Raw genomic sequence first — 23,482 nt, 5'->3', positions numbered from 1 at the left:
TCTCTCCTGATGGGGTCGGCAGGGAAACGATGTGACGACGGACTTGGTTGCGGCGGTGTGCATGCAGAGCAGACAGGGCTCCGATCACCGGCGTGATCGGAGCCCCGGATTTCCAGACTTCGGCAGCAGGCTTCCGGCGATCGGAAACTTCGCGGCCGAGCGGATGATCAGAATACCTCGAACAGGCCTGCCGCGCCCATGCCGCCGCCCACGCACATCGTGACCACCACATATTTCGCGCCGCGGCGTTTGCCCTCGATCAGGGCATGACCGGTCATCCGCGCGCCCGACATGCCATAGGGATGACCGATCGAGATCGCGCCGCCGTCGACGTTCAGCAGCTCGTTGGGAATGCCCAGCTTGTCGCGACAGTAGAGGACTTGCACCGCGAACGCCTCGTTCAATTCCCACAGGCCGATGTCGTCCATCTTCAGCCCTTTACGCTCCAGCAGCTTGGGAATTGCGAAGACCGGGCCGATACCCATCTCGTCTGGTTCCGTGCCGGCTACGGCCATGCCGACATAGCGGCCAAGGGGGGCAAGACCCCGACGGGCCGCCTCTTCCTCGCTCATCAGAACCGACGCCGACGCGCCGTCGGAGAGCTGCGATGCGTTGCCGGCGGTGATCGTGTAGTTCGGCCCCAGCACCGGCTTCAGCGACGCCAGCCCCTCGATCGTGGTGTCGGCGCGGTTGCCTTCGTCCTTCGACAGGGTCACCTGCTTGTGGCTCACCTCCTTGGTCTCCTTGTCGACGATCGCCATCGTCGCCGAGACCGGGACGATCTCGTCGTCGAAGCGGCCCGCGGCCTGCGCGGCGGCAGTGCGCTGCTGCGACTGGAGGCCGTATTCGTCCATGGCCTCGCGGCTGATGCCGTAGCGCTCGGCGACCACCTCGGCGGTCTGGAGCATCGGCATGTAAATGTCCTTGTGCATCGCCACCAGCTCCGGATCCGGCGCGACGTTCATCTTGGGCGTCTGCACCAGGCTGATGCTGTCGACGCCGCCGCCGATCGCGATGTCCACGCCGTCGACCACGATCTGCTTGGCAGCGGTGGCGATCGCCATCAGGCCGCTGGCACACTGGCGGTCCAGCGACATGCCCGACACGGTCGTGGGCAGGCCCGCGCGCAACAGGGCGGTGCGCGCGATGTTGCCGGCCTGATGCCCCTGCTGCAGCGCGGCGCCCCAGACGACGTCGTCGACCTCGCCGCCCGACAGCTTGGCCCGTTCGACGGCCGCCTTGATCGCGTGGCTGGCGAGCGTCGGCGAAGGCAGGTTGTTGAACGCACCGCGATAGGCGCGGCCGATCGGCGTGCGGGCGGTGGAGACGATGACGGCGGAGCGCATGACGTGATCCTTATGATGATCGGTGAAAGTCACACCGGAACGAAAATCAGGCGAAGAACTGGCCGATCCACTCGGCGACCAGCGCAGGTTTCTCCGCCCCCTCTATTTCGACGGTAAATTCGGTGGTCTGTTGATACTGGCCGGGCCGCTTCTCAACGATGGAGCGCGGCGTGAAATGGCCGCGGACACGCGATCCCGCGCGGACCGGGGTGATGAACCGGAGAGAGTTGCAGCCATAGTTGACGCCCATCCGGATCCCCTCGGGCCGCGGCATGTCCGTCCGTTCCATCAGCATCGGCATCAGCGACAGCGTCAGAAAACCGTGGGCGACAGTCCCGCCGAACGGAGTTCGCGCCGCGGCGACCGGATCGACATGGATGAACTGGTGGTCGCCGGTTGCCGCGGCGAAGGCGTCGATCATCGCCTGATCGACGATCACCCAGTCGGACGTGAACGACCGGCCGACAATGGACGGCAGTTGGTCGATGGCGATCGTCGCCACGGCATTCCCCTCGACGCGTGTTTGGCGCTAAGCGCGTGTCATCCTGTAGGCTGTGGCACCCCCGTGTCGCAAGCCTTGCCGCACCGAAAGTTCGACGATGACCCAAGCCGTAACGTCCGCCGCCCGTGAAACGATGGCAAAGCTGTACCGCGCGCCCGAACCCGATGTTCTAAAGCCGCTGCTGGACCGGGCAGCGACCAGTGCCGATTCGAGGGAGCGGATCATGGGCCATGCCGGCGGCCTGCTCGCAGACCTGCGCGCAGCACAGGGTCGTGGGTGGGTGAACCAGTTCCTGCAGGAATATCGCCTGAACTCCTCGGAGGGGATCGCGCTGCTCAGTCTGGCGGAGGCGTTCCTGCGCGTGCCCGATCCGGAAACCGCCGATCTGCTGATCGCCGACAAGCTGGGCGACGCCGACTGGCGCTCGCACGCGGGCAAGTCGAACAGCAAGCTGGTCAACAGTGCGACCTGGGGCCTGGTCGTCGGCCGCGTGCTGGTGGGGGAGGGGCCGTCGGGCCCGCTGCGCCGCCTGATCAGCCGCGCGGGCGAGCCGTTCGTGCGCCAGGCCGTCGGCGCGGCGATGAAGATGATGGGTGAGATCTTCGTGATGGGCCGCACCATCGACGAGGCGATGCGCCGCATGAAGAAGCCCGAGAACAAGGGGTTCACCGCCAGTTTCGACATGCTGGGGGAAGCGGCGCGGACCTTCGCCGACGCAGATCGCTATTTCCAGGCTTACGTCGGCGCGATCGATGCGGTCGGCAGCGATCCGGCTGCTGGGCATTCTGTGTCGGTCAAGCTGTCGGCGCTGCACCCCCGCTATGAAGTCGCGCGCTGGTCGGAGTGCGTTCCGGCGCTCACGGGCATGCTGGAGGCGCTGGCGGTGCAGGCGGCGGCCAAGGGCATCGCCCTGACGGTGGATGCCGAAGAGTCCGAGCGATTGGAGATGAGCCTGGACATCATCGGTACCGTCGCCGCGCTGCCGTCGCTGAAGGGTTGGGACGGGTTCGGCATGGCGGTGCAAGCCTATGGCAAACGCGCCCGGCCGGTGGTCGCCTGGGCGAACGGGCTCGACCGGCTGATGAACGTGCGACTGGTCAAGGGCGCTTACTGGGACAGCGAGATCAAGCGCACGCAGGTCGAGGGGCTGTCCGACTATCCGCTCTTCACCCGCAAGGCAGCGACCGACGTCTCCTATCTCGCGGTGGCCAAGGACATGCTGGCCGCGGATAACATCCGTCCCGCCTTCGCCAGCCACAATGCGCTGACCGTCGCCACCATCCTGGAATGGGCCGGCAACGACCGCGATTTCGAGTTCCAGCGGCTACACGGCATGGGCGACGGGCTGTACGAGCGGCTGGTCCGCGATAACGGCTATCATTGCCGCATCTACGCGCCGGTCGGCGGGCACCGCGACCTGCTGGCCTATCTGGTCCGTCGACTGCTGGAGAATGGCGCCAACTCGTCCTTCGTCCATCAGCTGGCGGACGAGCGACTGACCGAGGCCGAAATCCTGGCCGATCCGGTCGCCAAGATCGCCGCGGTCGGCGGGCAGCGGCATCCCTCGATCCCGTTGCCGAGGGATCTGTTCGCGCCCGGCCATCGCAATTCGCAAGGTCTGGACCTGAGCGACGTCGCGACGCTCGACGCCACCGTCCGTGCCGTGTCCTGGCCTCTTCCGGACCGCGCGCCTGCGGCCGAGCCGGTCGTGGCCGATGCCGTCGGTCGTGCGCACGCCGCCTTCGCCGATTGGCAGGCGACCCCGGTCGACGAGCGCGCCGCCTGCCTGGAGCGGCTGGCCGACCTGCTCGAGGAGCATCGCGACGAGCTGATGGCGATCTGCGTGCAGGAGGCGTTCAAGACGATTCCCGATGCGATCGGCGAAGTTCGCGAGGCTGCCGATTTCTGCCGATATTATGCCGGAGAGGCTCGAGCACGGCTGCGCCCGGTGGAGCTGCCGGGCCCCACCGGCGAGCGCAACACGCTGCATATCGAGGGTCGTGGTGTCTGGGCGACGATCGCGCCCTGGAACTTCCCGCTGGCGATCTTCCTGGGCCAGACGGCTGCCGCGCTCGTTGCGGGCAACACCGTCGTCGCGAAGCCCGCGCCGCAGACGCCGCGCATCGCCGCGAAGGCGGTCGAGCTCGCCCACCGGGCCGGCGTGCCGCGCGATGCGCTGGTGCTGGTGCCGGGCGGACCGGAGGTCGGCGCGGCGCTGACTGCCGACGTCCGGATCGCGGGCGTTGCGTTCACCGGATCGACCGGCACGGCCAAGCGGATCGCCCGTGCGCTCGTCGCAGACGACGATCGCCCGATCGTGCCGCTGATCGCGGAAACGGGCGGGATCAACGCGATGATCGTCGATTCGACCGCCCTGCCGGAACAGGTAGTGGCCGATGTCGTCGCCTCGTCGTTCCGCTCGGCGGGTCAGCGCTGCTCGGCGCTTCGCCTGCTGCTGGTGCAGGAGGATGTCGCGGATACCGTGATCGAAATGCTGCGCGGCGCGATGGATACGCTGCGGATCGGCAACGCCGGCGATCCCGCAACCGACGTCGGTCCCGTCATCGATCGGACTGCCTATGACCGGCTGATGGGCTATCGTGAAACCGTCCGCGACCGCTGGCTGAAGACGGTGGATGTGCCGGCCGACGGCCTCTTTGTGCCCCCCACGCTGATCCGGATCGACCGGATCGAGGACCTGAACCAGGAGTGGTTCGGCCCCATCCTCCACGTCGCCACCTGGGAAGGCGGCAAGCTGTCGGAGGCGATCGCACGCGTCAACGCCAAGGGGTACGGCCTGACCATGGGCCTGCACAGCCGCATCGCTCGCGCTGCCGAGGTCGCGGAGGCGGAGGCGGCGGTCGGCAACCTCTACATCAACCGGTCGATGATCGGTGCGGTGGTCGGCTCCCAGCCGTTCGGCGGCGAGGGACTATCGGGAACCGGGCCGAAGGCCGGCGGCCCGCATTACCTGTACCGTTTCTGCGCGGAGCGGGCGGTGTCGGTCGACACGACCTCGGCCGGCGGCAACGCGACGCTGCTCAGTCTTGACGAGGGGGGCATCTGAGCCGCCCCGCCTCGTCAGGGCGCAGGTCGATGCAGATGCTGACCCATGCCCCGATGATCTTCTTGCCACCGATGCGAGGCGGAAGAATGCGGAACTGCCATGCCGCCTGCCGCATCATGTTGCCGAAGCCCGACCCGATCGGCGATTCGCCCAGCGTCCGACAGTTTTCGACCTGATTGTCAGGCGCCGTCTTGCAGGCGATGATCGCCCAGCTGCCAGGCGGCCTGGCCGTCCGGATGTAGCCGTTGATCTCGCCATCCGTCGGCTCGCGCTGCCAGTCGGCATTGTAGAGCCGCTGCCCGCCGGGGCCGGCACCGGGCCCATAAGCTGTCCGGCTGTCGCCCCGGGCGTCGTCATCCCCGCGTCCCTCGTCGCCGGCGCGGCTGCCCTTCGGCATCTTCGCCAGATCGAACGAGTCGGACAGCATCGTCGGCCAGACTGCCGCCGGCTGATCGGTCGGGACCGGCGGTGTCCGGACGGGCGGGGGAACCGTGACTGCGCTGCTGCTGCGCGGCCGGCTGGGCGCGCGGCGGCTCGTCGCCGCCTTGGCGGCGGCGCGAGCGGCCGGCTGCTCGGCATCGAGCGCGAAGGTGCTGAGAGGCGGTTCGTCGGGTTGCCTCGGCGCTCTGGTGCCCAGGTGGAACAACAGCCAGATGATGGCCAGATGTACCACGACAGCCAGCGCGAACGACGCGGCGCGGCGCAAGGGAGAACCGGTTTGGCGACCCGCCGGACGATAGGTGGACGACGCCATGTCGGCGCGTCCGTTACGCGGGACGGTCCGGCGCGACAAGCATGGCCGTCATCCGTGTCGCCGATGTCATCGACCGACTGGGGTCGCTTCGTTCTCGACGTGAACCGGCTGCACCTGCGGGTACGGCATGACGAGATCGCCATTCGGAGCCGCGGTGAAGGTCGTCTGGGTGGGATAGGGGATGGAGATCTTCTCGGCGGAGAAGCGCCGCATCACTGCCACCATCACCCGGTCGCGGGTGGCGTGTGCGGTCGGCCAGTCGTCTCCGGGGATGTCGAACTGCAGAACGAAGTCGAGCGAGGACGCGCCGAAGCTCTCGAAACTGGCGCGGGCGACCTTGGCGCCTTCGCTCTCGACGATCTCCTTCAGGATGTCGCCCATGCGGGCGAGCGTGTCGGGCGGTGTCTCGTAAGCGACGCCGATCGTCAGGGCGATCCGGACGTGATCACGGTTGGAGATGTTCTGGATCTCCTTGTCGAGCAGCTGGCGGTTGGAGATCACCCGCATCTCGCCCCCGAACGACCTGATGCGGGTCGATTTCAGCCCGATGGACTCGATGACGCCGGTCGTCTGGTCGTACGAAACCTTGTCGCCGCGACGGAACGGGCGGTCGAAGATGATGGCGAGCGCCGCGAACAGGTCGGCGAAGATGCCCTGCGCCGCGAGGCCGATGGCGATGCCGCCGACGCCCAGCCCGGCGACGAGACCTGTGACGTTCACCCCAAGATTGTCGAGGACGACGACCAGGGCAACGGCGAAGAGCGCGACGGTGACAAGCAGGCGGATCAGGCCCATCGCCGACAGCAGCGCCTCTCCCTGATAGTTCTCGGCGCTGGTCCGGTGCTCTACCGCACCCAGGATCAGCTCGCGCGCCCAGATCGCCGCCTGGAACACCGATGCGACGATCCACAGAAACTCGATCGTGCTGCTGACCGGTCCGGGCGTGCCGGCGTACCCCTGCACCAGCTTGGCGGCGAGCATGACGATGAAGAAGTTGCCCGTTCGCGTTACCGCCTTGCCGAGGATGCGGCCCCAGCCAGCGCCCGTCCGGTCACGCGCGCAGAGTCGTTGGCCGAGGCCCCTGGCCCAATGCAGCACGACGACGATCAAGGCACCGATCGCGAAGGCGATCACGATGCGCAGCCAATTGCCTTGCAGCCAGTCGATGCCGGAAGTCAGCAGACCGGCGAACTGGTCCTGAAAGCCTGAGGGATCGAAGAGCGGCCGGGCGGCGGCGTTGCTGGGGTTGGCCATGTCAGGCTGCCTTGGCGAGCACCGGTGCCGATGTCGATGCGGGAGCGAGTTCCTCGAGAAAGACAATCAGCCCCCGTTCCTCGCGACTGAGATAGCGCGAGGAGCGGGGCAGGCGGATACCGCGACGGAACGCCGCCTGGCCCTTCTTCGCGAGCGCGATCAGGGCAGGGTGGACATAGCTCTTGCGGGCGATCGCGGCGGTGTTGCCCAGCCGCTCGACGACGGGTTCCAGGATCGCCTTCAGGCTCAGGTCCGCTTCCGCCTTGGCGAGCGCCTCGAATGCGGCGACGCTGGCTGCCCAGGTACGGAAATGCTTGGCGGTGAACTCGGTGCCGCTAACGTTGCGGATATACTCGTTGACGTCCGACGAGGTGACGGGATGCGCCTCGCCGTCGTCGCCGACCCACGCGAACAGGTGCTGTTCGTCCAGATCCTGCATCTTGCGGACGGTGCGGGCCAGTGCCCGGTCGGTCACCTTCAGGTCGCGGATCTTGCCCGATTTACCCTTGTAACGGAGCTTCAGCGTCTCGCCCTTGACCTCGCCATGTCGCTTGCGCAGCGTGGTGGCGCCGAAACTCTCGTTCGCCTCGGCATAGGCTTCGTTGCCCACGCGGATGTGACCCCCGTCGAGCAGGCGGATGACGGCGGCGATCGCCCGCTCGCGCGACAGGGCCCGCTTCGCCAGATCGGCCTCGACCTGGCGGCGCAGCTTGGGCAGGCAGTGACCGAAGTCGGCGCATTTCTCGTATTTCGACGCCTCCTGCGCCTCGCGGAAATCGGGGTGGTAGCGATACTGCTTGCGCCCCTTCTCGTCCCAGCCGACCGCCTGGATATGGCCGTTGGCGCGCGTGTTGAACCATGCATCGCGATAAGCGGGCGGCAAGCCGATGCCGTTCAGCCGATCGATCTCGTCGCGGTCGGTCACCCGGTCGCCGTTCGGCAGGTAGTAGGCCCATTTTTCCCTGATCTTGCGGCGGGTTATCCCCGGCTTCGAGTCATCGGAATAGACGATCCTGACAGGCATTGACGCTCCTCGCTTCGTCTCGGCCAATGCGCAGGGTGGCGCTTCGTTCCGGAACGTGGACGGTCGGCGCGGGTTCATGCGGCTCCCCCGACTGCACGACAGGAGTCTCCCATGGCCGACCTCAGTAACGCCCGCGTCCTTATGCTCGCTGCCGACGGGTTCGAGACGGTGGAGCTCTTCGAACCGAAAAAGGCACTGGAAGCCGCCGGTGCGACCGTCACGCTAGCCTCTATCAGGGTCGATCCGATCCAGGGCATGGAGCAGGACTTGAACAAGGCGGAGATGGCCACGCCCGACATCACGCTCGATCAGGTCGATACCGACGACTATGACGCGCTGGTGCTGCCCGGCGGCACCTGCAACCCCGACAAGTTGCGGCAGGAGGATCGCGCGGTCGAGATCGTCGCTGAGTTCATGGAGGACGACAAGATCGTTGCCGCCATCTGCCACGGCCCATGGCTGCTGGCGGAGGCGGATGCGATCGATGGCCGCCGGATGACCAGCTATCCCTCGATCCGGACCGATCTGGAAAATGCCGGCGCCGACGTGGTCGACGAGGAGGTCGTCGTCGACGGCAACCTGATCACCAGCCGCAACCCGGACGATCTGCCCGCCTTCAATCGGGCGATCATCGACGCACTGGTGGCGGAACTTGCCGAAGAACCCGCCTGACCATACCCGCAGCGCGGCAGATGTTCCGGGATGGGAACGCCTGCCGCGGTTGCGGACTTGACCTGAACGCCCTCGCTCGTCTCCATGCGGAACATGAGTCCTCCTGCCGTCGATCCTGCACGTCCCGACGCCGATCGCAGCCACCCGATGCGGCGCCTGCCGGGGGCAGGAGGCGCGGCGATCGGGCTGGCGACGGGGATGGCCCTGGCCCAGTGGTCCGCACGGGATGTCGCGGCCACGATGGCGATCGCAGGCCTGCCAGGGACGGCCGATCCGCTGGGTTTCGTGGTGGTGGGTGGTATCGTCGTCGGCGTGATCGGCTGGGCTGCGCTCTACCTCGTCTGGGGACGGGGCGGCTGGCTCGATCATGTCCGGCAGGGCGGCGAGATATCGCGTCGGCCGCTCTCCTACGACGATCTCGGCCCGCCACCCCCGCGCGAGCAACCGCTGCCGAGCGACCTCGACCAGCCGCTGTCCGCGTTCGACCCGGAAGCGATCGACTTCTACCGGCGCCGGCTGCGCTGAGATACTAAACGGGTTGTTCCCCGATGCGTATCTGATAGCCTGACGACCAACGAACATAATCGTCGGGAGAGACCATGCCAGACGCCGTTGCTGCGCCCATCGACGGGCGTCCGCAAGCCTCCCGATATGCCTGGTATGTGCTCGGCATCCTCTTTGTCGTCTATGTGCTCAATTTCGTCGATCGGCAGATCATCTCGATCCTTGCGGAGGACATCAAGCGCGACCTGTCGCTGCGCGACGAGGATCTCGGTTTCCTCTATGGAACGGCGTTCGGCGTCTTCTACTCGTTATTCGGTATTCCCCTCGGCCGACTTGCCGACAACTGGCATCGCGGGCGGCTGATGGTGATCGGCCTGGCGCTGTGGTCGACGATGACCGCCATTTCGGGGCTGTCGCGAAGCGGCACACACCTTGCCGCGGCCCGGATCGGCGTCGGGATCGGCGAGGCGACGGCGAGTCCTTCCGCCTATTCGCTGATCTCCGACTGGTTTCCCAAGCATCTCCGCGCGACGGCGCTGTCGATCTACTCTGCCGGTCTGTATGTCGGCGGCGGGGTATCGTTGTTCATCGGCGGTCTGATCGTCCAGAACTGGAACCGCGCCTATCCAGGCGGCGGCCCATTCGGACTGGTCGGCTGGCAGGCTGCTTTCCTCGCCGTCGGTATCCCCGGCCTGCTTGTCGCAGGATGGATCGCAACCCTGCGCGAGCCGCAACGCGGCGCGGTCGAGGGACTGCCGCCGCCGCCGCGGCATCCCGCCCCGTTCAGGGCGTTCGGTGGCGAGCTCGTCACGATCATCCCGCCGCTGACGATCTGGGGCGCGGCGCAAGGCGGCATCCGCGCGCTTGCGGTGAATCTTCTCGCCGCGGCGATCACCATCGGCGTCGTGGCGGGGCTCATCGCGATCGGCGAGCCATGGCCGCAATGGACCGCGGTCGGCATCGGGGTCTATGCGGTCTTCTCCTGGGCTTGCGCACTGAAGCGGCGGGATGCCGCGACGTTCGCCTTGATCGTCGGCACGCCGGCTTTCCTGTGCACGGTGGTGGCATACGGGCTGAATGCGTTCATGGCCTATGCGGCGAGCTTCTGGGCGGCGCCCTACGCACTACGCGTGCTGGGCGCGCCGCCGGCATCGGCCGGGCTGGCGATCGGCGCCATCGGCGCGGGCGCCGGGTTTCTGGGCGTAACGCTGGGCGGCATGGTGGCCGACCGGTTGCACAAGCGAAATCCCGCCGGTCGGCTGATGGTCGTGATCTTTGGAGCCGTGGCACCTGCTCCGTTTCTGGCACTGGCGTTCAGTGCCGATAGTACTGCGACATTGTACCCCATGCTCTTCATGGCACAGGTGACTGCCGCCTGTGCGCTGGGCGCGGCAGCGGCGACGACGCAGGATCTGGTGCTGCCGCGGATGCGCGGCACGGCGACGGCGACCTTCTTCCTCGGTACGACGCTGCTGGGTCTGGCGATGGGACCGTATCTCGCCGGACGGGTATCGACGCTGAGCGGCAGCCTGTCGACGGGCATGTTGTCGCTGTTACTGAGCGTGCCGATCACGCTGACTGCAGCCATCGCGGCATATCGGCTGGTGCCGGCCGCCGAAGCGTCGCGCGAAGCACGGGCGCGCGCGGTGGGCGAGGTGATCGCCTGAACGAAGGGCCGTCACCCCCGATCGGGGGTGACGGCTGGCTGCCTCACGCCGGCTGGAATACCCCGCAGGCGATGCGGCCACCGCTGTTGCCGGACGGATCGGTCTTCAGATCGTCAGGGTTCGCATGTACGACCATGGCACCGCCATCGGTGTCGAGCAGCCCGGCCATCGTCGCACCCGGGATCGTCACGCCGATCGTGCCGCGGCCATCGGTGCCGATGATCAGGTTCGGCAGATCGCCCTCATGCGGACCTTGCGGGTTCATCGTGCCGTGCTGGCGAGAGGTCGGGTTCCAGTGGCCACCCGCGGTCGTGAAATCGGGCGCATCGCAGCGGCCGACCATGTGGACGTGGGCGCCGTGCGTGCCGGGCGGAAGGCCGCGCGCATCCAGGGTGAAGCGTAACCCGCCCTCTACTTCGGTGGCGGTCGCCCGGCCCGCATCGGCATTGGCCGCCGTCCGCAACATTGCCGTCGCCGTCCGGTAGCTCGCGGCATCGGCGCGGCTGGCACCCTTGTCGGTCTGGCACCCGGCCAGCGCCGTTGCCGCCAGGAGGGTGAGGCCCGCCATAGTCGTCGATCGCATCAGCATCGTCTTCTCCCTTGAAAACTACAGGGCAGCGAACCAGCAGTGCGCCCGCCGGTTCCCGCATCACCGCTCCAGCGGCCAACGTGCCACCGGTTCGTAACTGGCCCCCGAGCGCCCCAAATGGCTTTGGTAGAGGATCAGGTGCGGCATGACGAAGGCCTCGCTGGTCAGGCCGGCGTGCCGGACCACCCAGGCTGCGATGTCCGGGGAAGAGCCCGCCGACCGGGGCAGCCGCCCAACGGTGATGTGCGGGCGATAGGCGCGCCGTTCGGGTGGCAGCCCGGCACGGGCGCAGGCCTGTTCAACACTTGCGTGGAGATGCGCCAGCGGTCCGACCGGCGCCAGCCCCGCCCAGAGCGTATCCACGCGACCTCGCTGATCGAAGCTGCCGACACCGGAGAGCGCGACGACGGGCGGCGGCGTGCACACCTTGCCGAGCGCGGCCGCAAGGTCCTCCGCCTGATGCCGCTCCACCTCGCCGACAAAGCGCAACGTCATGTGCAACTGCTCGTCGTCTTGCCAGCGCGCCGCACCTACCCCGTCCATCAGGTCCGACAAGGCCTCCCGGACAAACGGCGGCGGACGGAGGGCAACGAACAGGCGTATCATGCGTATGATGTTAACCAGCGAAACCCGGCACGTTGCAATCCAGCTGGTGCTTTCGCTTGAAAATGGCGCGAGGCAAGCCGATATTGAACCTGTCCGGAGACCCCTTTCGGGTCGTGCTGGAAGAAGGAGAGTTTGAAGAGATGGCTAACTGGTCTGATCCTCGGCCAACCGCCGCGCCGTTCGGAGCGACGCGCGCGCGGACGGGTGACGCGGCCTACGACGCGGGGCTCCGCTCGTACATGCTGTCGGTCTATAACTACATGGCGTCGGGCGTGCTGCTCACCGGCATCGTTGCGCTGCTGTTCGCGATCAGCGGGCAGGCGGAAGCGGTGTTCACCGGTCCGGGCATCCTGAAGTACGTGATCATGTTCGCACCGCTCGCGATCGTCTTCGGGATGAGCTTCGGCCAGGCCCGAATGTCGACCGGAACGCTGCAGATGATGTTCTGGGGTTTTGCGGTCCTGATGGGACTGTCGCTGTCGACGATCTTCCTTCAGTACAGCCCGGTCGCCATCGCGCAGGCGTTCTTCGCGACTGCCGCCGGCTTCGCCGCGCTTAGCCTGTACGGTTACACGACCAAGAAGGATCTGTCGGCTTTCGGCACCTTCCTGATCATCGGTGTCGTGGGCTTGCTGGTGGCGAGCGTTATCAACCTGTTCGTGCAGTCGGGGCCGCTCGGCATGCTGATCAGCGCGGTGGGCGTGCTCCTGTTTGCCGGTCTGACCGCCTATGACACGCAGCGCACGAAGAGCCTGTACTATCAGGTCGCGGGCACCGACATGGAGGGCAAGGTCGTCGTGATGTCGGCGCTCAGCCTGTATCTCGACTTCATCAACATGTTCCTCTTCATCCTGCGTCTGTTCGGCTCCAGCCGCGACTGATCGTTTCGGATCAACGATCTACAGGGGCTCGGCGGGCAACCGTCGGGCCCCTTTCTCTTTGCCGTCGAGGAACGCCGATGCCCGTCCGCCTGTCGATCGAGGTCGACCTGGATTACAACCTGCCTGCCGAGGTCGATATCCTGTTGCAGATCGAAGCGGCGGCGACGGCGGAGCAGCGGCTGGATAGCCAATCGCTGACGATCTGGTCAGATCACCCGATCGCGGCCGTGCCCGGGCAGGATGGTATCGGGCAACGCAGCTGGGTACGGGCCTCCAATCTGCTTCAGGCCCGCTACCGCGCGGAGGTGACGGTCGATCGCGCCCCCGTATCGCTGGCGGCGTTCGGTAAGACTCCGCCACGCGGATTGCCGGGCGAGGTCGTCGCCTATCTGCTGCCGAGCCGATATTGCCAGTCCGACCGGCTGGAGGGTTTTGTCGGCCGCCGTTTTGCCGGGCTCGCCGGCGGCGCGATGGCCGCGTCGCTGGCGAACTGGGTGCAGAGCGAACTGTCGTACGGCGGCAACGGCAGCACCGGCGATACGACGGCGCTGGATACATTCGCCAGTCGATCGGGCGTATGCCGCGACTATGCGCACCTGCTCGTCGCACTGGCGCGGGCCGCCGAGATTCCGGCGCGCTGCGTTGCCGCCTATGCACCCGGCGTAGAGCCGCCGGACTTCCATGCCGTAGCAGAACTGTGGCTGGACGGTGCGTGGCGCTTGGTCGATGCCACCGGCATGGCCCGGGCGGAGGAGATCGCCGGCGTCGTCGTCGGTCGTGATGCGACCGATATCGCGTTCATGACCGTCTTCGGCAGCGCCTTCCTGCAGCGTCAGCAGGTGACCGTCACCCGTATGCGTTGATCGACTACCCGGAACGGGCATCGCGCCTGCTCGTTCTAGGTTGGACCAAGTTCGAGAGGATTGACCATGACCATCGACGATCGTGCGCTAGACAGCCTGTCGGTCGCTCCGGACGGACAGGACAAGCCGGACGACAGCAGCGGTCGCGATCCGCGAGGTGATGCTGGACAGGATCGATCGATCGCCAAGCGCCTGCAGAAGAATCCCGATAGCGTCGATGCCCGGCTCGACAATGGACTGGACGAGAGCATGGATGGCAGCGATCCGGTCTCCATCTCCGATCCCTCCCGCTCGGATCCCGCGCCGTCATCCGGCTATGACGATGAGGCCGAGCGACAGCGCGACGCCTGAGCCTTGGGCATGGGCAAATGTTGCGTCGGCGCATCACAAGGCGAGGATGATGCAACAGCCTGCTCGGCTCGTCGCATATAATGTTGCGGCGCAATGAATTTCGGCGTTCCTTCGCGAAACCGGGCCCCTCTGCGTTAAGGTTGGTGTTAACCATCCTTCGCTAGGGTGGCCCGGTTGGACATGGCTGGGCGGGGTGAACGCGATGGGTGCCAGGAGCAAGCCGGCCGAGGGCAGTATGACCCTCGCCGAGATCAAGGAATTCGCAAGCTTTCCAGCTGCGACGCAACGATACATTCGCCGCTCTCTGGATATCGGTCTGGACCGTGACGATGCGATGGTTCGCTGGTCACGTGACGTCGTCGAGGCGGCAAGCATCCGCGCCCAGGCCCGGCTCTATCGTGCGCTGCCGTCGGTCAGGGAGCTGGTCCCGGACGACAGCGGACTCGATGCAATCGAACCGTTTCTGGCTCCCCTGGTCACGATCGTTGCCTTCGATATGGGGCAGGGGCGACTGCCCAGCTTCTCCGCCGTCCGCTTCCTTTACGAACGGCTGATCGGAGCGGAGGTTCGACCATGGCTGCTGGCGGCGTTCTGCGCTGCGGCGGCGCTGCCTCACTTGCATCCCGAACTGCGACGCAAGCTGCTCCAGTCGATCAGCGAAGCGGCGGCGACGGCATCCGGATGGTCGAACCGCCAGCCCGCGTTCTTCCCCTATTGGGTGGAGAAGGTCGAGCCGGGGCAATCGCTGGCGAACTGACGGGGCCGGGCAGCCGTTATCGGCATGCCCGCCAGCCGGCGGCGCCCCGCTCCGCCTGATCGAGATGCAGATGATCGCGGTGGGCCGCATTGTAATCGGGTGAAAGGGTGGTGGCGAACAGTGTGCAGGCGCCGTCGCGTACTGTCCTCAAGAACTGTGCTTTCGCGCCGCCACCTTCACGTTTCCAGTCGTTTACGATCGTCAGCCGGCGTCCGTCCGCCAACCTGAACCCTGCGATATCGATCGCATCGGCGGTCGCGTGCTCGCTCCAGCTGCCGGCATCCCGGCCATACAGGCGACGGCAGCTGTAGCTGCCGAAATGGTCGACCGCGACGACGGGACTACCCAGCAGGCGCTGCGCCGCGGGCTGCACCACGTTCCACTCCCATGCTACCAGTCCGGCCGCTACCGGGCAGGCAACGCCGAGGCCGGCCGGCATGAACGCTATCCGCCTGGCACCCCCGCCGGTGAACCGAACGCCGTCGGCGTAACCGCAAGCCCTGCCCGCCTCGCCTTGGGCGTCCCTTATGACCGGGAGTACGGTGTAGCGAACGCCCGCTCGATCGAGCGCGGCGCGACAACCGCGGAAATCGTCGGTGAGCGCCGTGATCTTGCGCCCGGTGAACACTCCGATCGGCTGGCCGAGATCCAGCGGCGTCCACGGCAGGTCCTGGGGACGACCGCGGATCGTCGACCATCCGATGAAAAGCATGACGATCAGCGCTCCACCAAACACGAAGACGGCCGCGATCCGGCGGGTTGCGCGCATCAGCGACGACGCGACTGCAACAAGCCTCGACGGCCTGCCACGACGGCTCAACCGCGCATCGCCTGGTCGAGTTCGAACGAGACGACGGGATAGCCGAGCCCGTCCGGAATGCAGAGATGTTCAACCCCGTCGCGAACCTCGATCGTGGGTACGATCGTCCGGACTGGGTGCGACAACGCATCCGCCACCGCTTCGTCGAAGCTGTCATGTTGTGCCAGCCGCTCCAGGTTGCGAAGCGTCGGGAAGATCAGCTTCACGGCTCCGGCGGCCCCATGATCCAGTATGTCGCGCGGCGTGGTCCAGATCAGCCTGACATTCTCGGTGTGATCGACGCTGGCGGGTTCGGCGTCGTCGGGCAATCGCGCGAGATAGAAGCGGGTGTCGAACACGCGCGCGATGGGATGATTGGGCAGCCAGCGGGCAAAGGGGACAAGTGCGTCGAGGGCGATCGACACGCCTGCTGCCGACAAAAGTTCTGCAAAACCCTCGCCGGCGTGAAGACCGGCACGGATCGTTGCGAGGGCGACCGGATCGGGCAGGGGATCGAGCCCGATCGCGACCCCGGCTTCCTCCAGCGTTTCGCGGATCGCGGCAATCCGGGCCGCAGCCTCGTCGGCATCCTCTACTTGCAACGTTGCCGCCAGCAGATGGTCACCGGGATCGATCCGGCCGCCGGGAAACACCAGCGCTCCACCGGCGAACGCCATGGCGCGCGACCGCTCGACCATCAGTACTTCCGGCAGGATGCCGCTGCCCTCGCGAAAGATGACGACGGTACTGGCAGGAATGGCATTCGGTGGCATCGGGCGTGACTGGCTCATCCGCGATCAACGCACGATGACGGGCGAGGCACCACATGCGGGACTCGTCGCGGCGATGTCGGCGAAGCACGTCGAAGGTGGGTGGTGGAGCCGAGGGGAATCGAACCCCTGACCTCTGCAGTGCGATTGCAGCGCTCTCCCATCTGAGCTACGGCCCCGCACCTTCGATCCCGGCAGCGCCGGAAGCGTCGCCATTAGCGGCCTGTCGGCGGCATTGCAACACGGCTCTGCCGCCATGTTCGACAAGGCATCGCCAGGCTCCGGCAGCATCTGCGGCGGCCCGGAAAGGACGTGGGACGAGCCGAAACGCCGGTGCTGCGGATACTGGAACATCGCTTTCTACTGCCCGTTTTTCCGTGCGGATCCGGGCGCTTCCAAAGAGAAGGTGCCGGCGCCGCAGACACAGGAGACGATCATGGGCTATGAACGCTATCCGCGGGACGCGGACTCCCAGAGCGACTATTATAATCGGTCCGATGCGATGGATTATGGACGCGATTACGGTACCGGTCGCGACTACACCTATTCCAGTGCGCGCGACTATGCCGCTGCCGGACGCCTCGACAATGATGATCGCAGCGACGACCGGTATGGCCGCCGCGACTATGGCAACCAGCGCTCTGGCGGGCAGGATCGCTCGTTCGGTCGCCAGGGCAGCTACGTCCAGCAGGGCGATTACGGTCGCCAGGATGGGGGTCGATCCGGTGGTTACGGGCGCGATAGCCGTAACGAGCGTTACGGAGCGCAGGCGCGATCGCACGACTATCGCGGATCTTATGGTTCGGACGGCCGACGGTTCGAGAATTACGGTCGCCATCCGGATGGCGAGCATCGCGCGCATCAGCAGCAGCGCGGCAATTATGGGCGCCAGCCCCAGGGCTATGACTATGAGGATCGGGGCTTCTTCCAGCGCGCGGGCGACGAAGTCCGGTCGTGGTTCGGTGATGACGATGCCGAGCGCCGGCGCGAGGCGGATGCCCGCTACGACGAGCGTTCCTATGGCGGCGGCCGTCATGACGAGGACTATCATGGCTGGCGCTCCAGCCAGATCGCGGCGCTCGACCGGGACTATGACGAGTATCGCCAGGAAAACCGTTCGCGGTTCGAGAAGGAGTTCGCGACCTGGCGGACGGGTCGCCAAGGTCAGCGGGAGTTGCTGACCAAGGTGACCGAGCATCAGGAGGTGGTCGGTTCCGACGGCGTACACGTCGGCACCGTGGACAAGGTGCGCGGCGATCGCATCCTGCTGACCAAGAACGACGCCGATGCCGGTGGACGCCATCACTCGATACCGTCCAGCTGGATCACGTCGGTCGACGACAAGGTGACGCTGTCGAAATCGTCGGACGAGGCGAAGCAGGCCTGGCGCGACGAGGATCGCAATTCGGCCATGTTCGGGTATGGCGACGACCGCTCGGGCCGCTCGTCCAACCGATCGGACGACGATCGCAGCACGGGTACGAACCTGAACCGGAGCTTCTCCGGCACGTACTGATCGTCTCGATCGCCAACGTGAAAGGCCCGGTCACCATGAAGTGGCCGGGCCTTTTCGTTTTCCATCGGACAAGAGCGTGAGCGAGGACCCTCCGCCGCCCACAACCGGCTAGCCGGTCAGATCGCGCCCGAGAACGTGTCACACTGCGCCGGATCACCACTTTCCAGTCCGCGACGCAGCCAGCGCATGCGCTGCTCCGCCGTGCCGTGCGTGAAGCTGTCAGGAACCACGCGACCCTGACTCTCACGCTGCAACGTGTCGTCGCCGATCGCGCGGGCCGCAGTCATGCCCTCCTCGATATCGCCCTGATCCAGTCGGTTGCGGTTCGCCGCGGCCCACACGCCGGCAAAGCAATCTGCCTGCAATTCCAGCCGGACCGAGGCCGCGTTGCCCTCTACCTGACTGCCGCGTGCCTGGACCTGCTGAACCTGTGCGGAGGTGCCGAGCAAATTCTGGATGTGATGGCCGAACTCGTGCGCGATCACGTAATACTGGGCGAAGTCGCCCTGCGCCCCGAACCGGGTCGCCAGTTCGTTGAAGAAGCTGGTGTCCAGATAGATGCCCTGATCGGTCGGGCAATAGAACGGGCCCATGGCCGATTGCGCCGCGCCGCATCCGGATCGGCCGGTTCCGCCGTAGAAGACGAGCTTCGGTTCCTTAAACGATTGACCCGACTGGCGGAACAGCGCCTCCCATGTATTCTCGGCCGATTGGAACGCATTGCACGACGCCTTGCTTTCCGGATTGAGGTTGCAGCTTTCCGCCACGCTGCTGCCGCCGGTCTGGCTACGCGGCGCCGATACCTGCCCGGTTCCGCCGGTGCCACCACCCAGCATCCCGCCGAGATTGCCCAATCCGCCGAACACCGCCATCAGCAACAGGACCACGACGATCCCGCCACAACCGAAGCGGCTGCCGATGAGAGGCAGAAGACCGAACAACAGACCTCCACCGCCGCCGCCGCCGAAATTTTGGCCGCGCTGATCCTCGACGTTGATGTCATTCGGGTCGAAATCGTCGAGACGCATGGCCGGCTCCCCTTCATCGCTTCGTCGCGGTCGATCGTTGCGCTGGTGAAATGCGCGAAGCCCGGCGACGGGTCCATGGTTGATCGTTGCCGTGGCTGACCGCATGGTCGCGCGATCCGGCGACAAGAGAGGTGAAGCATGTTCCTGAAGGGCAAGACCGCGGTGGTGACCGGTTCCACCTCCGGAATCGGGCTGGCGATCGCGCGTGCGTTCGCAGCGGAAGGGGCCAGCGTGGTCATCAACGGTTTCGGTGAGGCCGGGGCGATCGAGTCCGCGCGCGCGGAGCTTGCGGAGACGAGCGGGGCGACGGCGCTGTACGATGCGGCCGACATGACCCGCCCCGATCAGATCGCGGCGATGATATCGCGTGCGGTGGCGGAAACGGGCGGGTGCGACATCGCCGTCGCCAACGCGGGGATCCAGCATGTGTCGCCCGTGATCCACTTCCCGGTCGACAAGTGGGACGCGATCCTGGCGATCAACCTGTCGAGCGTCTTTCACCTGATGCGGGCCGCGATCCCAGCGATGAAGGAGCGGGGCTGGGGACGGATCATCTCCACCGCTTCCGCCCACTCGTTGGTCGCAAGCCCAAACAAGTCGGCCTATGTCGCGGCCAAGCATGGCGTGGTCGGTTTGACCAAGGCAGTGGCACTGGAGGTCGCGCAGGCGAAGATCACCGCCAACTGCATTTCGCCCGGTTATGTCTGGACGCCGTTGGTCGAGGGCCAGATTCCCGATACGATGAAGGCGCGCGGGATGACGCGGGAGCAGGTGATGAACGACGTGCTGCTCGCCGCCCAACCGACCAAGGAGTTCGTGACGCCCGAGCAGGTTGCGGCGCTGGCGGTGTTCCTGTGCCGCGACGAGGCCGCTCAGATAACCGGCGCCAACCTGTCGATGGATGGGGGCTGGACCGCGGCATAGGTCGCCGCGGGTCTGCGAGCATGCGCTATTTGCCAGGCGGTGCGACCAATGCGGGGATCGCATGCGCCGCGTCCCCCGGATTGATGTCCGGCCGCGCGCCGGCGGGGATCACCTCCTCGCCTTTCGCCGCTCGGGCTGCCCGTCCGATCGCCTCGACGAGGCGCGGATATATCCCGCAGCGGCACAGATTGGTGATCGCTCCACGGATCGTCGCCTCATCGGGATCGGGGTTGCGACGGAGCAAGGCCTGCGCCGCCATGACGATGCCTGGCACGCAGAAGCCGCACTGCACGACATTGTCGGCCAGGAACGCCAGTTGCAGCGGGTTGGAGCGATCGCGCGACAATCCCTCGATCGTCGTCACATAGGTGCCCTCCGCTTCCGCGATGGTCATCCGACACGATCGCACCGCGCGACCATCGACGTCGACGGTGCAGGCGCCGCAATGGCCGGTGCCGCAGCCGTATTTGGTCCCGGTCAGGTTCGACGCATCGCGCAGAGCCCACAGCAGCGGCGTTTCTGGGTCGAGCAGGTACTCGACCGACTGGTTGTTGACGGTGAAGCGGGTCATCGGGGCATCGTTGTAGGCGAAGGCGGACTGACAGCAAACGGTCGTTTCCGTTCATCGCCTTCGCCTGAGATGCGATCGGGCGACAGGCTCACGCCCGGCGCGTCGTTGCTCGTGAGACGTTGTCGATGTCCGGGACGTACGAATCGGCGCGTCAGTCCCGCCAGCTGGTGTCGCGTCTGTCGACCAGACGCACCATCGCCGCGAAGTCCGCGGCACCCGGGCCGCCCGGCACCTGCGCCATGTGCAGATCGCGCTGGTGAACCGCGACGACTTCGTCGCTGACCCGAAGTGGCTGGCCCATCGACAAGGTCGCCAGCTGGATCTCGCACGCACGCTGCAGCGACCAGTGCTTCACGAACGCTTCGGGCAGGGTGCGCCCCATCACCAGAATGCCGTGATTGCGCAGCAGCATGACCCGCTTGTCACCCAGATGCGCCAGCAGTCGCTCGCCTTCCTCATCGCGGACGGTCACGCCTTCGAAATCGTGATAGGCGATCTGCCCGGCAAAGTTGCAGGCGTAGAAGTTGATCGGCTGCAGCCCACCCTCCAGCGAGCTGACCGCCATGCCAGCGGTCGTGTGCGTGTGCATGATGCAGTGAGCGTCGGGCAGGTGCCGGTGGAACAGGGCATGCTGGACGAAGCCGGCGCGGTTGACCGGATAGGGGCTGTCGTCGAGCTTGTTGCCGTCGATGTCGATCTTCACCAGGCTGGACGCGGTCACCTCCGAGAAGTGCAGCCCGAAAGGATTGATGAGGAAGGCGCCTTCCTCTTCCGGCACCTTCAGCGTGATATGATTATAGATCATCTCCGACCAGCCGAGCATATCGAAGATTCGGTAACAGGCGGCGAGCTGCTGACGGGCCTGCCACTCGGCATCGCTGGCATGGGGGCGGATCGGAACGGCGCTCGCCATCGGACACTCCTCTCTGATGTTTGACCGGTGGTATCGCATGAGCCGCAAGGCATTGCCAGCCTGCGCACCGGCCGTCATACCCCGCCGAAATTTGCTAGGATTTCGCACCTGTGGCCATCAACGTCAGTGCACCGCTCTCGACCGATCATGCCGCGGGGGGCGATGCGGCCCATGGCTATGATGCGCCGGATCTGCGCGTTTTCGTGTTCGCGTTGTTCTTCATCTTCGGCGGCATCACCAGCCTGAACGACATCATCATTCCCAAGCTGCGCGAGCTGTTCAGCCTCAGCCATGCGGAGGCGATGCTCGTTCAGACGGCGTTCTTCCTGTCATATGCGCTGTTCTCGATCCCCGCCTCGGCCGTGGTGCGGCGCTTCGGTTACATGAAGACGGCGTCGATCGGGCTGGTCACGATGACGGCCGGGTGCCTGTTGTTCATCCCGGCATCCAGCAACGCCGCGTTCGGCCTGTTCCTGGTCGCACTGTTCGTGCTGGGAGCGGGTATCACCGTGGTGCAGGTGGTCGCCAATCCGCTGATCTCGCTACTCGGTAAGCCGCAGACCGCGGCGGGGCGGCTGACCTTCGCGCAGGCGTTCAATTCTCTCGGCACCACGCTCTTCCCGCTGGCCGGATCGGCGCTGATCCTGGGCGGGCTGGCGAGTGTCAGTGCCGAGACGCTGACCGGGCCGGCGCTCGATGCGTACCGCGTGGAAGCGTCGCGTGCCATCGTCCATGCCTATCTGGGACTGGCCGTCGCCCTGCTGCTGATCGCCGCCGTCGTGTGGACCCGGCGCAACCGGTTGAAGGAGGAGCAGGACCATGGCGGCGGCATGTTCCAGGCATTCACGCTGTTGTCGCGCAGGCGCTTTGCGGCGGGCGCGGCCTGCATCTTCCTGTATGTCGGCGCAGAGGTCGCGATCGGATCGCTGATCGTCAACTATCTGATGCAGCCGGGCGTTCTGGGGCTCAGCGACAAGGCCGCGGGCGACCATGTTCCGTTCTACTGGGGCGGCGCGCTGATCGGGCGGTTCATCGGCGCCTATGTCCTGACCCGTGTGTCGCCCGGCAAGGTGCTGGCCGGCGTGGCCGCGGCCGCCATCGGGCTGATCCTGATTTCCGCCAACACGACCGGGGCGGTATCGGCGTGGTCGCTGCTGGCGATCGGCCTGGTCAATTCGATCATGTTCCCGACCATTTTCTCGCTGGCGAGCGAAGGGCTGGGCAAGCGCGCGGCCGAGGGATCGGGCGTGATCGCCACCGCGATCGTCGGCGGAGCGATCATCCCGCCGCTAACCGGCGCTCTGGCCGACAGCACCGGATCGCTGCACTTCGCATTGATCCTGCCGGCGATATGCTACGCGCTGATCCTGGCTTACGGTCTCTACGCACGGCGCCCGATCGCCGCCGCCTGAAGACCGGATCTAGGCGACGTGGAACGCCGGGTTCACCATCCGGCACACTTCGGCGATGAAGGCGATGCGAAGCGCCTGCGCCAGCGATTCCGCGTCCAGCTTTTCCATGACGCTGGCCCGATGGATCTCCACCGTCCGCGCGGAGATGCCCATCTCGCGTGCGATTTCCTTGTTCGACCAGCCGCGGGTCAGGCCGAACAACACTTCGCGCTCGCGTGGGCTGAGCAGGTCCAGCACGGCCTGGACGCGGCGCATCGTCGCGGCGCGGCGCTGGGCCTTGGTCAACCGGTTCAGACCGATAGTGACGGCAGCCGACAGGCGCTCCGGTTCGGCCGGCTTGGTGAGCACGTCGATGGCACCACCGCGCATCGCCTCCACCGCCATGTCGCGGTCGTCCGATGCGGTCAGCACAAAGCATGGAAGTGCGATCTCGGCATCCGTAAGGTGCGCCTGTGCGGCCCTGCGGTCGATGTCCGTGCGGCAGAGATCGATCAGGATCACGCCGGGTGCGATGCCGGTCGCGTAACCGAGAAAATCCGCGGTCGACGGCCAGGCTTCGACCGAGAAGCTCCTGCCCCGCAAGAGCGACACAGTCTGCTGCCGCGTCGTCGCGTCATCATCGACGACATGAACCAGTGACGGGCCTGCGCTCATCGCAGGCGTCCTATCGCACCAGCGGTTCCCATACGGCGATCTTCAGAAAGCGGCAGCA

General features: G+C 66.3%; 24 protein-coding genes and 1 tRNA gene. 11 read left to right on the top strand and 14 right to left on the bottom strand.

Annotated elements, in window-relative coordinates; all coding sequences use genetic code 11:
* Nucleotides 1–167 precede the first annotated feature (167 nt).
* The gene (locus ABC319_RS05855; protein ID WP_413069321.1) at nt 168–1,346 is read right to left on the bottom strand and encodes an acetyl-CoA C-acyltransferase; all 1,179 of its coding nucleotides are present in this window, start codon (nt 1,344–1,346) and stop codon (nt 168–170) included.
* Nucleotides 1,347–1,392: 46 nt separating this feature from the next.
* Nucleotides 1,393–1,848: a MaoC family dehydratase gene (locus tag ABC319_RS05850; protein WP_413069320.1), complete on the bottom strand. Its 456-nt coding sequence runs from the start codon at nt 1,846–1,848 to the stop codon at nt 1,393–1,395.
* A 97-nt stretch (nt 1,849–1,945) separates the two neighbouring features.
* Here ABC319_RS05850 and ABC319_RS05845 point away from each other — a divergent pair, with 97 nt between their 5' ends.
* Nucleotides 1,946–4,915 (top strand): L-glutamate gamma-semialdehyde dehydrogenase, encoded by a 2,970-nt coding sequence (locus ABC319_RS05845; RefSeq protein ID WP_413069319.1) that lies wholly within the window; start codon nt 1,946–1,948, stop codon nt 4,913–4,915.
* Here the strand turns inward: ABC319_RS05845 and ABC319_RS05840 are convergent.
* The 3 genes from ABC319_RS05840 to ABC319_RS05830 all read right to left on the bottom strand — a co-directional run bounded on the left by ABC319_RS05840 (nt 4,890) and on the right by ABC319_RS05830 (nt 7,947).
* The gene (locus tag ABC319_RS05840; RefSeq protein WP_413069318.1) at nt 4,890–5,669 is read right to left on the bottom strand and encodes a hypothetical protein; all 780 of its coding nucleotides are present in this window, start codon (nt 5,667–5,669) and stop codon (nt 4,890–4,892) included. The two genes, ABC319_RS05845 and ABC319_RS05840, sit on opposite strands and share 26 nt — an antisense overlap.
* A 66-nt stretch (nt 5,670–5,735) precedes the next feature.
* Nucleotides 5,736–6,923, bottom strand: a complete 1,188-nt coding sequence (locus ABC319_RS05835) for a mechanosensitive ion channel family protein (protein ID WP_413069317.1) — start codon at nt 6,921–6,923, stop codon at nt 5,736–5,738.
* 1 nt (nt 6,924) lies between these two features.
* The gene (locus tag ABC319_RS05830) at nt 6,925–7,947 is read right to left on the bottom strand and encodes a DNA topoisomerase IB (protein ID WP_413069316.1); all 1,023 of its coding nucleotides are present in this window, start codon (nt 7,945–7,947) and stop codon (nt 6,925–6,927) included.
* 111 nt (nt 7,948–8,058) lie between these two features.
* Between ABC319_RS05830 and ABC319_RS05825 the strand changes: the two genes are divergently transcribed.
* From ABC319_RS05825 to ABC319_RS05815, 3 genes are all read left to right on the top strand, one after another.
* Nucleotides 8,059–8,619, top strand: coding sequence for a type 1 glutamine amidotransferase domain-containing protein (locus ABC319_RS05825; protein ID WP_413069315.1), 561 nt, complete (start codon nt 8,059–8,061; stop codon nt 8,617–8,619).
* 93 nt (nt 8,620–8,712) lie between these two features.
* Entirely contained in the window at nt 8,713–9,144 is a 432-nt protein-coding gene (locus tag ABC319_RS05820) for a hypothetical protein (protein WP_413069314.1), read from the top strand.
* Between the two features lie 74 nt (nt 9,145–9,218).
* Nucleotides 9,219–10,790: an MFS transporter gene (locus ABC319_RS05815; protein WP_413069313.1), complete on the top strand. Its 1,572-nt coding sequence runs from the start codon at nt 9,219–9,221 to the stop codon at nt 10,788–10,790.
* A 43-nt stretch (nt 10,791–10,833) separates the two neighbouring features.
* Here the strand turns inward: ABC319_RS05815 and ABC319_RS05810 are convergent, their stop codons facing one another.
* Nucleotides 10,834–11,373, bottom strand: coding sequence for a superoxide dismutase family protein (locus ABC319_RS05810; RefSeq protein WP_413069312.1), 540 nt, complete (start codon nt 11,371–11,373; stop codon nt 10,834–10,836).
* A gap of 66 nt (nt 11,374–11,439) precedes the next feature.
* Complete coding sequence (thpR, locus tag ABC319_RS05805; RefSeq protein WP_413069311.1) at nt 11,440–11,985, bottom strand: RNA 2',3'-cyclic phosphodiesterase; 546 nt, start codon at nt 11,983–11,985, stop codon at nt 11,440–11,442.
* A 140-nt stretch (nt 11,986–12,125) separates the two neighbouring features.
* Between thpR and ABC319_RS05800 the strand changes: the two genes are divergently transcribed.
* The 4 genes from ABC319_RS05800 to ABC319_RS05785 all read left to right on the top strand — a co-directional run bounded on the left by ABC319_RS05800 (nt 12,126) and on the right by ABC319_RS05785 (nt 14,837).
* Nucleotides 12,126–12,866: a Bax inhibitor-1/YccA family protein gene (locus tag ABC319_RS05800; RefSeq protein ID WP_413071623.1), complete on the top strand. Its 741-nt coding sequence runs from the start codon at nt 12,126–12,128 to the stop codon at nt 12,864–12,866.
* A 77-nt stretch (nt 12,867–12,943) separates the two neighbouring features.
* Nucleotides 12,944–13,729, top strand: a complete 786-nt coding sequence (locus tag ABC319_RS05795) for a transglutaminase-like domain-containing protein (protein WP_413069310.1) — start codon at nt 12,944–12,946, stop codon at nt 13,727–13,729.
* A 66-nt stretch (nt 13,730–13,795) separates the two neighbouring features.
* Nucleotides 13,796–14,080 (top strand): hypothetical protein, encoded by a 285-nt coding sequence (locus tag ABC319_RS05790; protein WP_413069309.1) that lies wholly within the window; start codon nt 13,796–13,798, stop codon nt 14,078–14,080.
* A 202-nt stretch (nt 14,081–14,282) separates the two neighbouring features.
* On the top strand, nt 14,283–14,837 hold the full coding sequence (locus tag ABC319_RS05785) for a hypothetical protein (RefSeq protein WP_413069308.1): 555 nt from the start codon (nt 14,283–14,285) through the stop codon (nt 14,835–14,837).
* Between the two features lie 16 nt (nt 14,838–14,853).
* On the opposite strand, the gene ABC319_RS05780 is transcribed toward ABC319_RS05785, so the two are convergent.
* The 3 genes from ABC319_RS05780 to ABC319_RS05770 all read right to left on the bottom strand — a co-directional run bounded on the left by ABC319_RS05780 (nt 14,854) and on the right by ABC319_RS05770 (nt 16,585).
* Nucleotides 14,854–15,606: an extensin-like domain-containing protein gene (locus ABC319_RS05780; protein WP_413069307.1), complete on the bottom strand. Its 753-nt coding sequence runs from the start codon at nt 15,604–15,606 to the stop codon at nt 14,854–14,856.
* 47 nt (nt 15,607–15,653) lie between these two features.
* Nucleotides 15,654–16,427 (bottom strand): NUDIX hydrolase, encoded by a 774-nt coding sequence (locus ABC319_RS05775; RefSeq protein ID WP_413069306.1) that lies wholly within the window; start codon nt 16,425–16,427, stop codon nt 15,654–15,656.
* Nucleotides 16,428–16,509: 82 nt separating this feature from the next.
* Nucleotides 16,510–16,585, bottom strand: a tRNA-Ala gene (locus ABC319_RS05770).
* Between the two features lie 257 nt (nt 16,586–16,842).
* Here ABC319_RS05770 and ABC319_RS05765 point away from each other — a divergent pair.
* Nucleotides 16,843–17,922, top strand: coding sequence for a DUF2171 domain-containing protein (locus ABC319_RS05765; RefSeq protein ID WP_413069305.1), 1,080 nt, complete (start codon nt 16,843–16,845; stop codon nt 17,920–17,922).
* Between the two features lie 116 nt (nt 17,923–18,038).
* Here the strand turns inward: ABC319_RS05765 and ypfJ are convergent, their stop codons facing one another.
* Nucleotides 18,039–18,950: a KPN_02809 family neutral zinc metallopeptidase gene (gene ypfJ / locus ABC319_RS05760; protein WP_413069304.1), complete on the bottom strand. Its 912-nt coding sequence runs from the start codon at nt 18,948–18,950 to the stop codon at nt 18,039–18,041.
* A gap of 138 nt (nt 18,951–19,088) precedes the next feature.
* On the opposite strand from ypfJ, the gene ABC319_RS05755 reads away from it, so the two are divergent.
* Nucleotides 19,089–19,874 carry a 3-hydroxybutyrate dehydrogenase gene (locus tag ABC319_RS05755; protein ID WP_413069303.1) on the top strand — a complete coding sequence of 262 codons (786 nt, stop codon included), beginning with the start codon at nt 19,089–19,091 and terminating at the stop codon, nt 19,872–19,874.
* A gap of 25 nt (nt 19,875–19,899) precedes the next feature.
* On the opposite strand, the gene ABC319_RS05750 is transcribed toward ABC319_RS05755, so the two are convergent.
* Together ABC319_RS05750 and ABC319_RS05745 are read right to left on the bottom strand one after the other, a co-directional pair.
* A complete protein-coding gene (locus tag ABC319_RS05750) occupies nt 19,900–20,445 on the bottom strand; it encodes a (2Fe-2S)-binding protein (RefSeq protein ID WP_413069302.1) in 546 nt (181 codons plus the stop codon).
* Between the two features lie 151 nt (nt 20,446–20,596).
* Complete coding sequence (locus ABC319_RS05745) at nt 20,597–21,358, bottom strand: class II aldolase/adducin family protein (protein WP_413069301.1); 762 nt, start codon at nt 21,356–21,358, stop codon at nt 20,597–20,599.
* Nucleotides 21,359–21,468: 110 nt separating this feature from the next.
* Between ABC319_RS05745 and ABC319_RS05740 the strand changes: the two genes are divergently transcribed.
* On the top strand, nt 21,469–22,770 hold the full coding sequence (locus ABC319_RS05740; protein WP_413069300.1) for a sugar MFS transporter: 1,302 nt from the start codon (nt 21,469–21,471) through the stop codon (nt 22,768–22,770).
* Nucleotides 22,771–22,779: 9 nt separating this feature from the next.
* Here ABC319_RS05740 and ABC319_RS05735 read toward each other — a convergent pair whose 3' ends face one another.
* On the bottom strand, nt 22,780–23,424 hold the full coding sequence (locus ABC319_RS05735; protein ID WP_413069299.1) for a response regulator transcription factor: 645 nt from the start codon (nt 23,422–23,424) through the stop codon (nt 22,780–22,782).
* Nucleotides 23,425–23,482 lie beyond the last annotated feature (58 nt).

This window comes from Sphingomonas phoenicis (assembly GCF_047238005.1).
Classification (GTDB): domain Bacteria; phylum Pseudomonadota; class Alphaproteobacteria; order Sphingomonadales; family Sphingomonadaceae; genus Sphingomonas.
Note: the sequence above shows the minus strand (reverse complement) of the source record. Positions and strands in the feature narration are given on the sequence as shown.

Excerpts from the sequence above, each read along its gene's own strand:
- ABC319_RS05765 (WP_413069305.1), top strand. The coding sequence starts at position 16,843 with ATGGGCTATGAACGCTATCCGCGGGACGCGGACTCCCAGAGCGACTAT.
- ABC319_RS05830 (WP_413069316.1), bottom strand. The coding sequence starts at position 7,947 with ATGCCTGTCAGGATCGTCTATTCCGATGACTCGAAGCCGGGGATAACC.
- ABC319_RS05815 (WP_413069313.1), top strand. The coding sequence starts at position 9,219 with ATGCCAGACGCCGTTGCTGCGCCCATCGACGGGCGTCCGCAAGCCTCC.
- ABC319_RS05790 (WP_413069309.1), top strand. The coding sequence starts at position 13,796 with ATGACCATCGACGATCGTGCGCTAGACAGCCTGTCGGTCGCTCCGGAC.
- ABC319_RS05745 (WP_413069301.1), bottom strand. The coding sequence starts at position 21,358 with ATGGCGAGCGCCGTTCCGATCCGCCCCCATGCCAGCGATGCCGAGTGG.
- ABC319_RS05750 (WP_413069302.1), bottom strand. The coding sequence starts at position 20,445 with ATGACCCGCTTCACCGTCAACAACCAGTCGGTCGAGTACCTGCTCGAC.
- ABC319_RS05785 (WP_413069308.1), top strand. The coding sequence starts at position 14,283 with ATGGGTGCCAGGAGCAAGCCGGCCGAGGGCAGTATGACCCTCGCCGAG.
- ABC319_RS05735 (WP_413069299.1), bottom strand. The coding sequence starts at position 23,424 with ATGAGCGCAGGCCCGTCACTGGTTCATGTCGTCGATGATGACGCGACG.
- ABC319_RS05780 (WP_413069307.1), bottom strand. The coding sequence starts at position 15,606 with ATGCGCGCAACCCGCCGGATCGCGGCCGTCTTCGTGTTTGGTGGAGCG.
- ABC319_RS05820 (WP_413069314.1), top strand. The coding sequence starts at position 8,713 with ATGAGTCCTCCTGCCGTCGATCCTGCACGTCCCGACGCCGATCGCAGC.
- ABC319_RS05810 (WP_413069312.1), bottom strand. The coding sequence starts at position 11,373 with ATGCGATCGACGACTATGGCGGGCCTCACCCTCCTGGCGGCAACGGCG.
- thpR (WP_413069311.1), bottom strand. The coding sequence starts at position 11,985 with ATGATACGCCTGTTCGTTGCCCTCCGTCCGCCGCCGTTTGTCCGGGAG.
- ypfJ (WP_413069304.1), bottom strand. The coding sequence starts at position 18,950 with ATGCGTCTCGACGATTTCGACCCGAATGACATCAACGTCGAGGATCAG.
- ABC319_RS05755 (WP_413069303.1), top strand. The coding sequence starts at position 19,089 with ATGTTCCTGAAGGGCAAGACCGCGGTGGTGACCGGTTCCACCTCCGGA.
- ABC319_RS05840 (WP_413069318.1), bottom strand. The coding sequence starts at position 5,669 with ATGGCGTCGTCCACCTATCGTCCGGCGGGTCGCCAAACCGGTTCTCCC.
- ABC319_RS05795 (WP_413069310.1), top strand. The coding sequence starts at position 12,944 with ATGCCCGTCCGCCTGTCGATCGAGGTCGACCTGGATTACAACCTGCCT.
- ABC319_RS05825 (WP_413069315.1), top strand. The coding sequence starts at position 8,059 with ATGGCCGACCTCAGTAACGCCCGCGTCCTTATGCTCGCTGCCGACGGG.
- ABC319_RS05800 (WP_413071623.1), top strand. The coding sequence starts at position 12,126 with ATGGCTAACTGGTCTGATCCTCGGCCAACCGCCGCGCCGTTCGGAGCG.
- ABC319_RS05855 (WP_413069321.1), bottom strand. The coding sequence starts at position 1,346 with ATGCGCTCCGCCGTCATCGTCTCCACCGCCCGCACGCCGATCGGCCGC.
- ABC319_RS05775 (WP_413069306.1), bottom strand. The coding sequence starts at position 16,427 with ATGAGCCAGTCACGCCCGATGCCACCGAATGCCATTCCTGCCAGTACC.
- ABC319_RS05835 (WP_413069317.1), bottom strand. The coding sequence starts at position 6,923 with ATGGCCAACCCCAGCAACGCCGCCGCCCGGCCGCTCTTCGATCCCTCA.
- ABC319_RS05845 (WP_413069319.1), top strand. The coding sequence starts at position 1,946 with ATGACCCAAGCCGTAACGTCCGCCGCCCGTGAAACGATGGCAAAGCTG.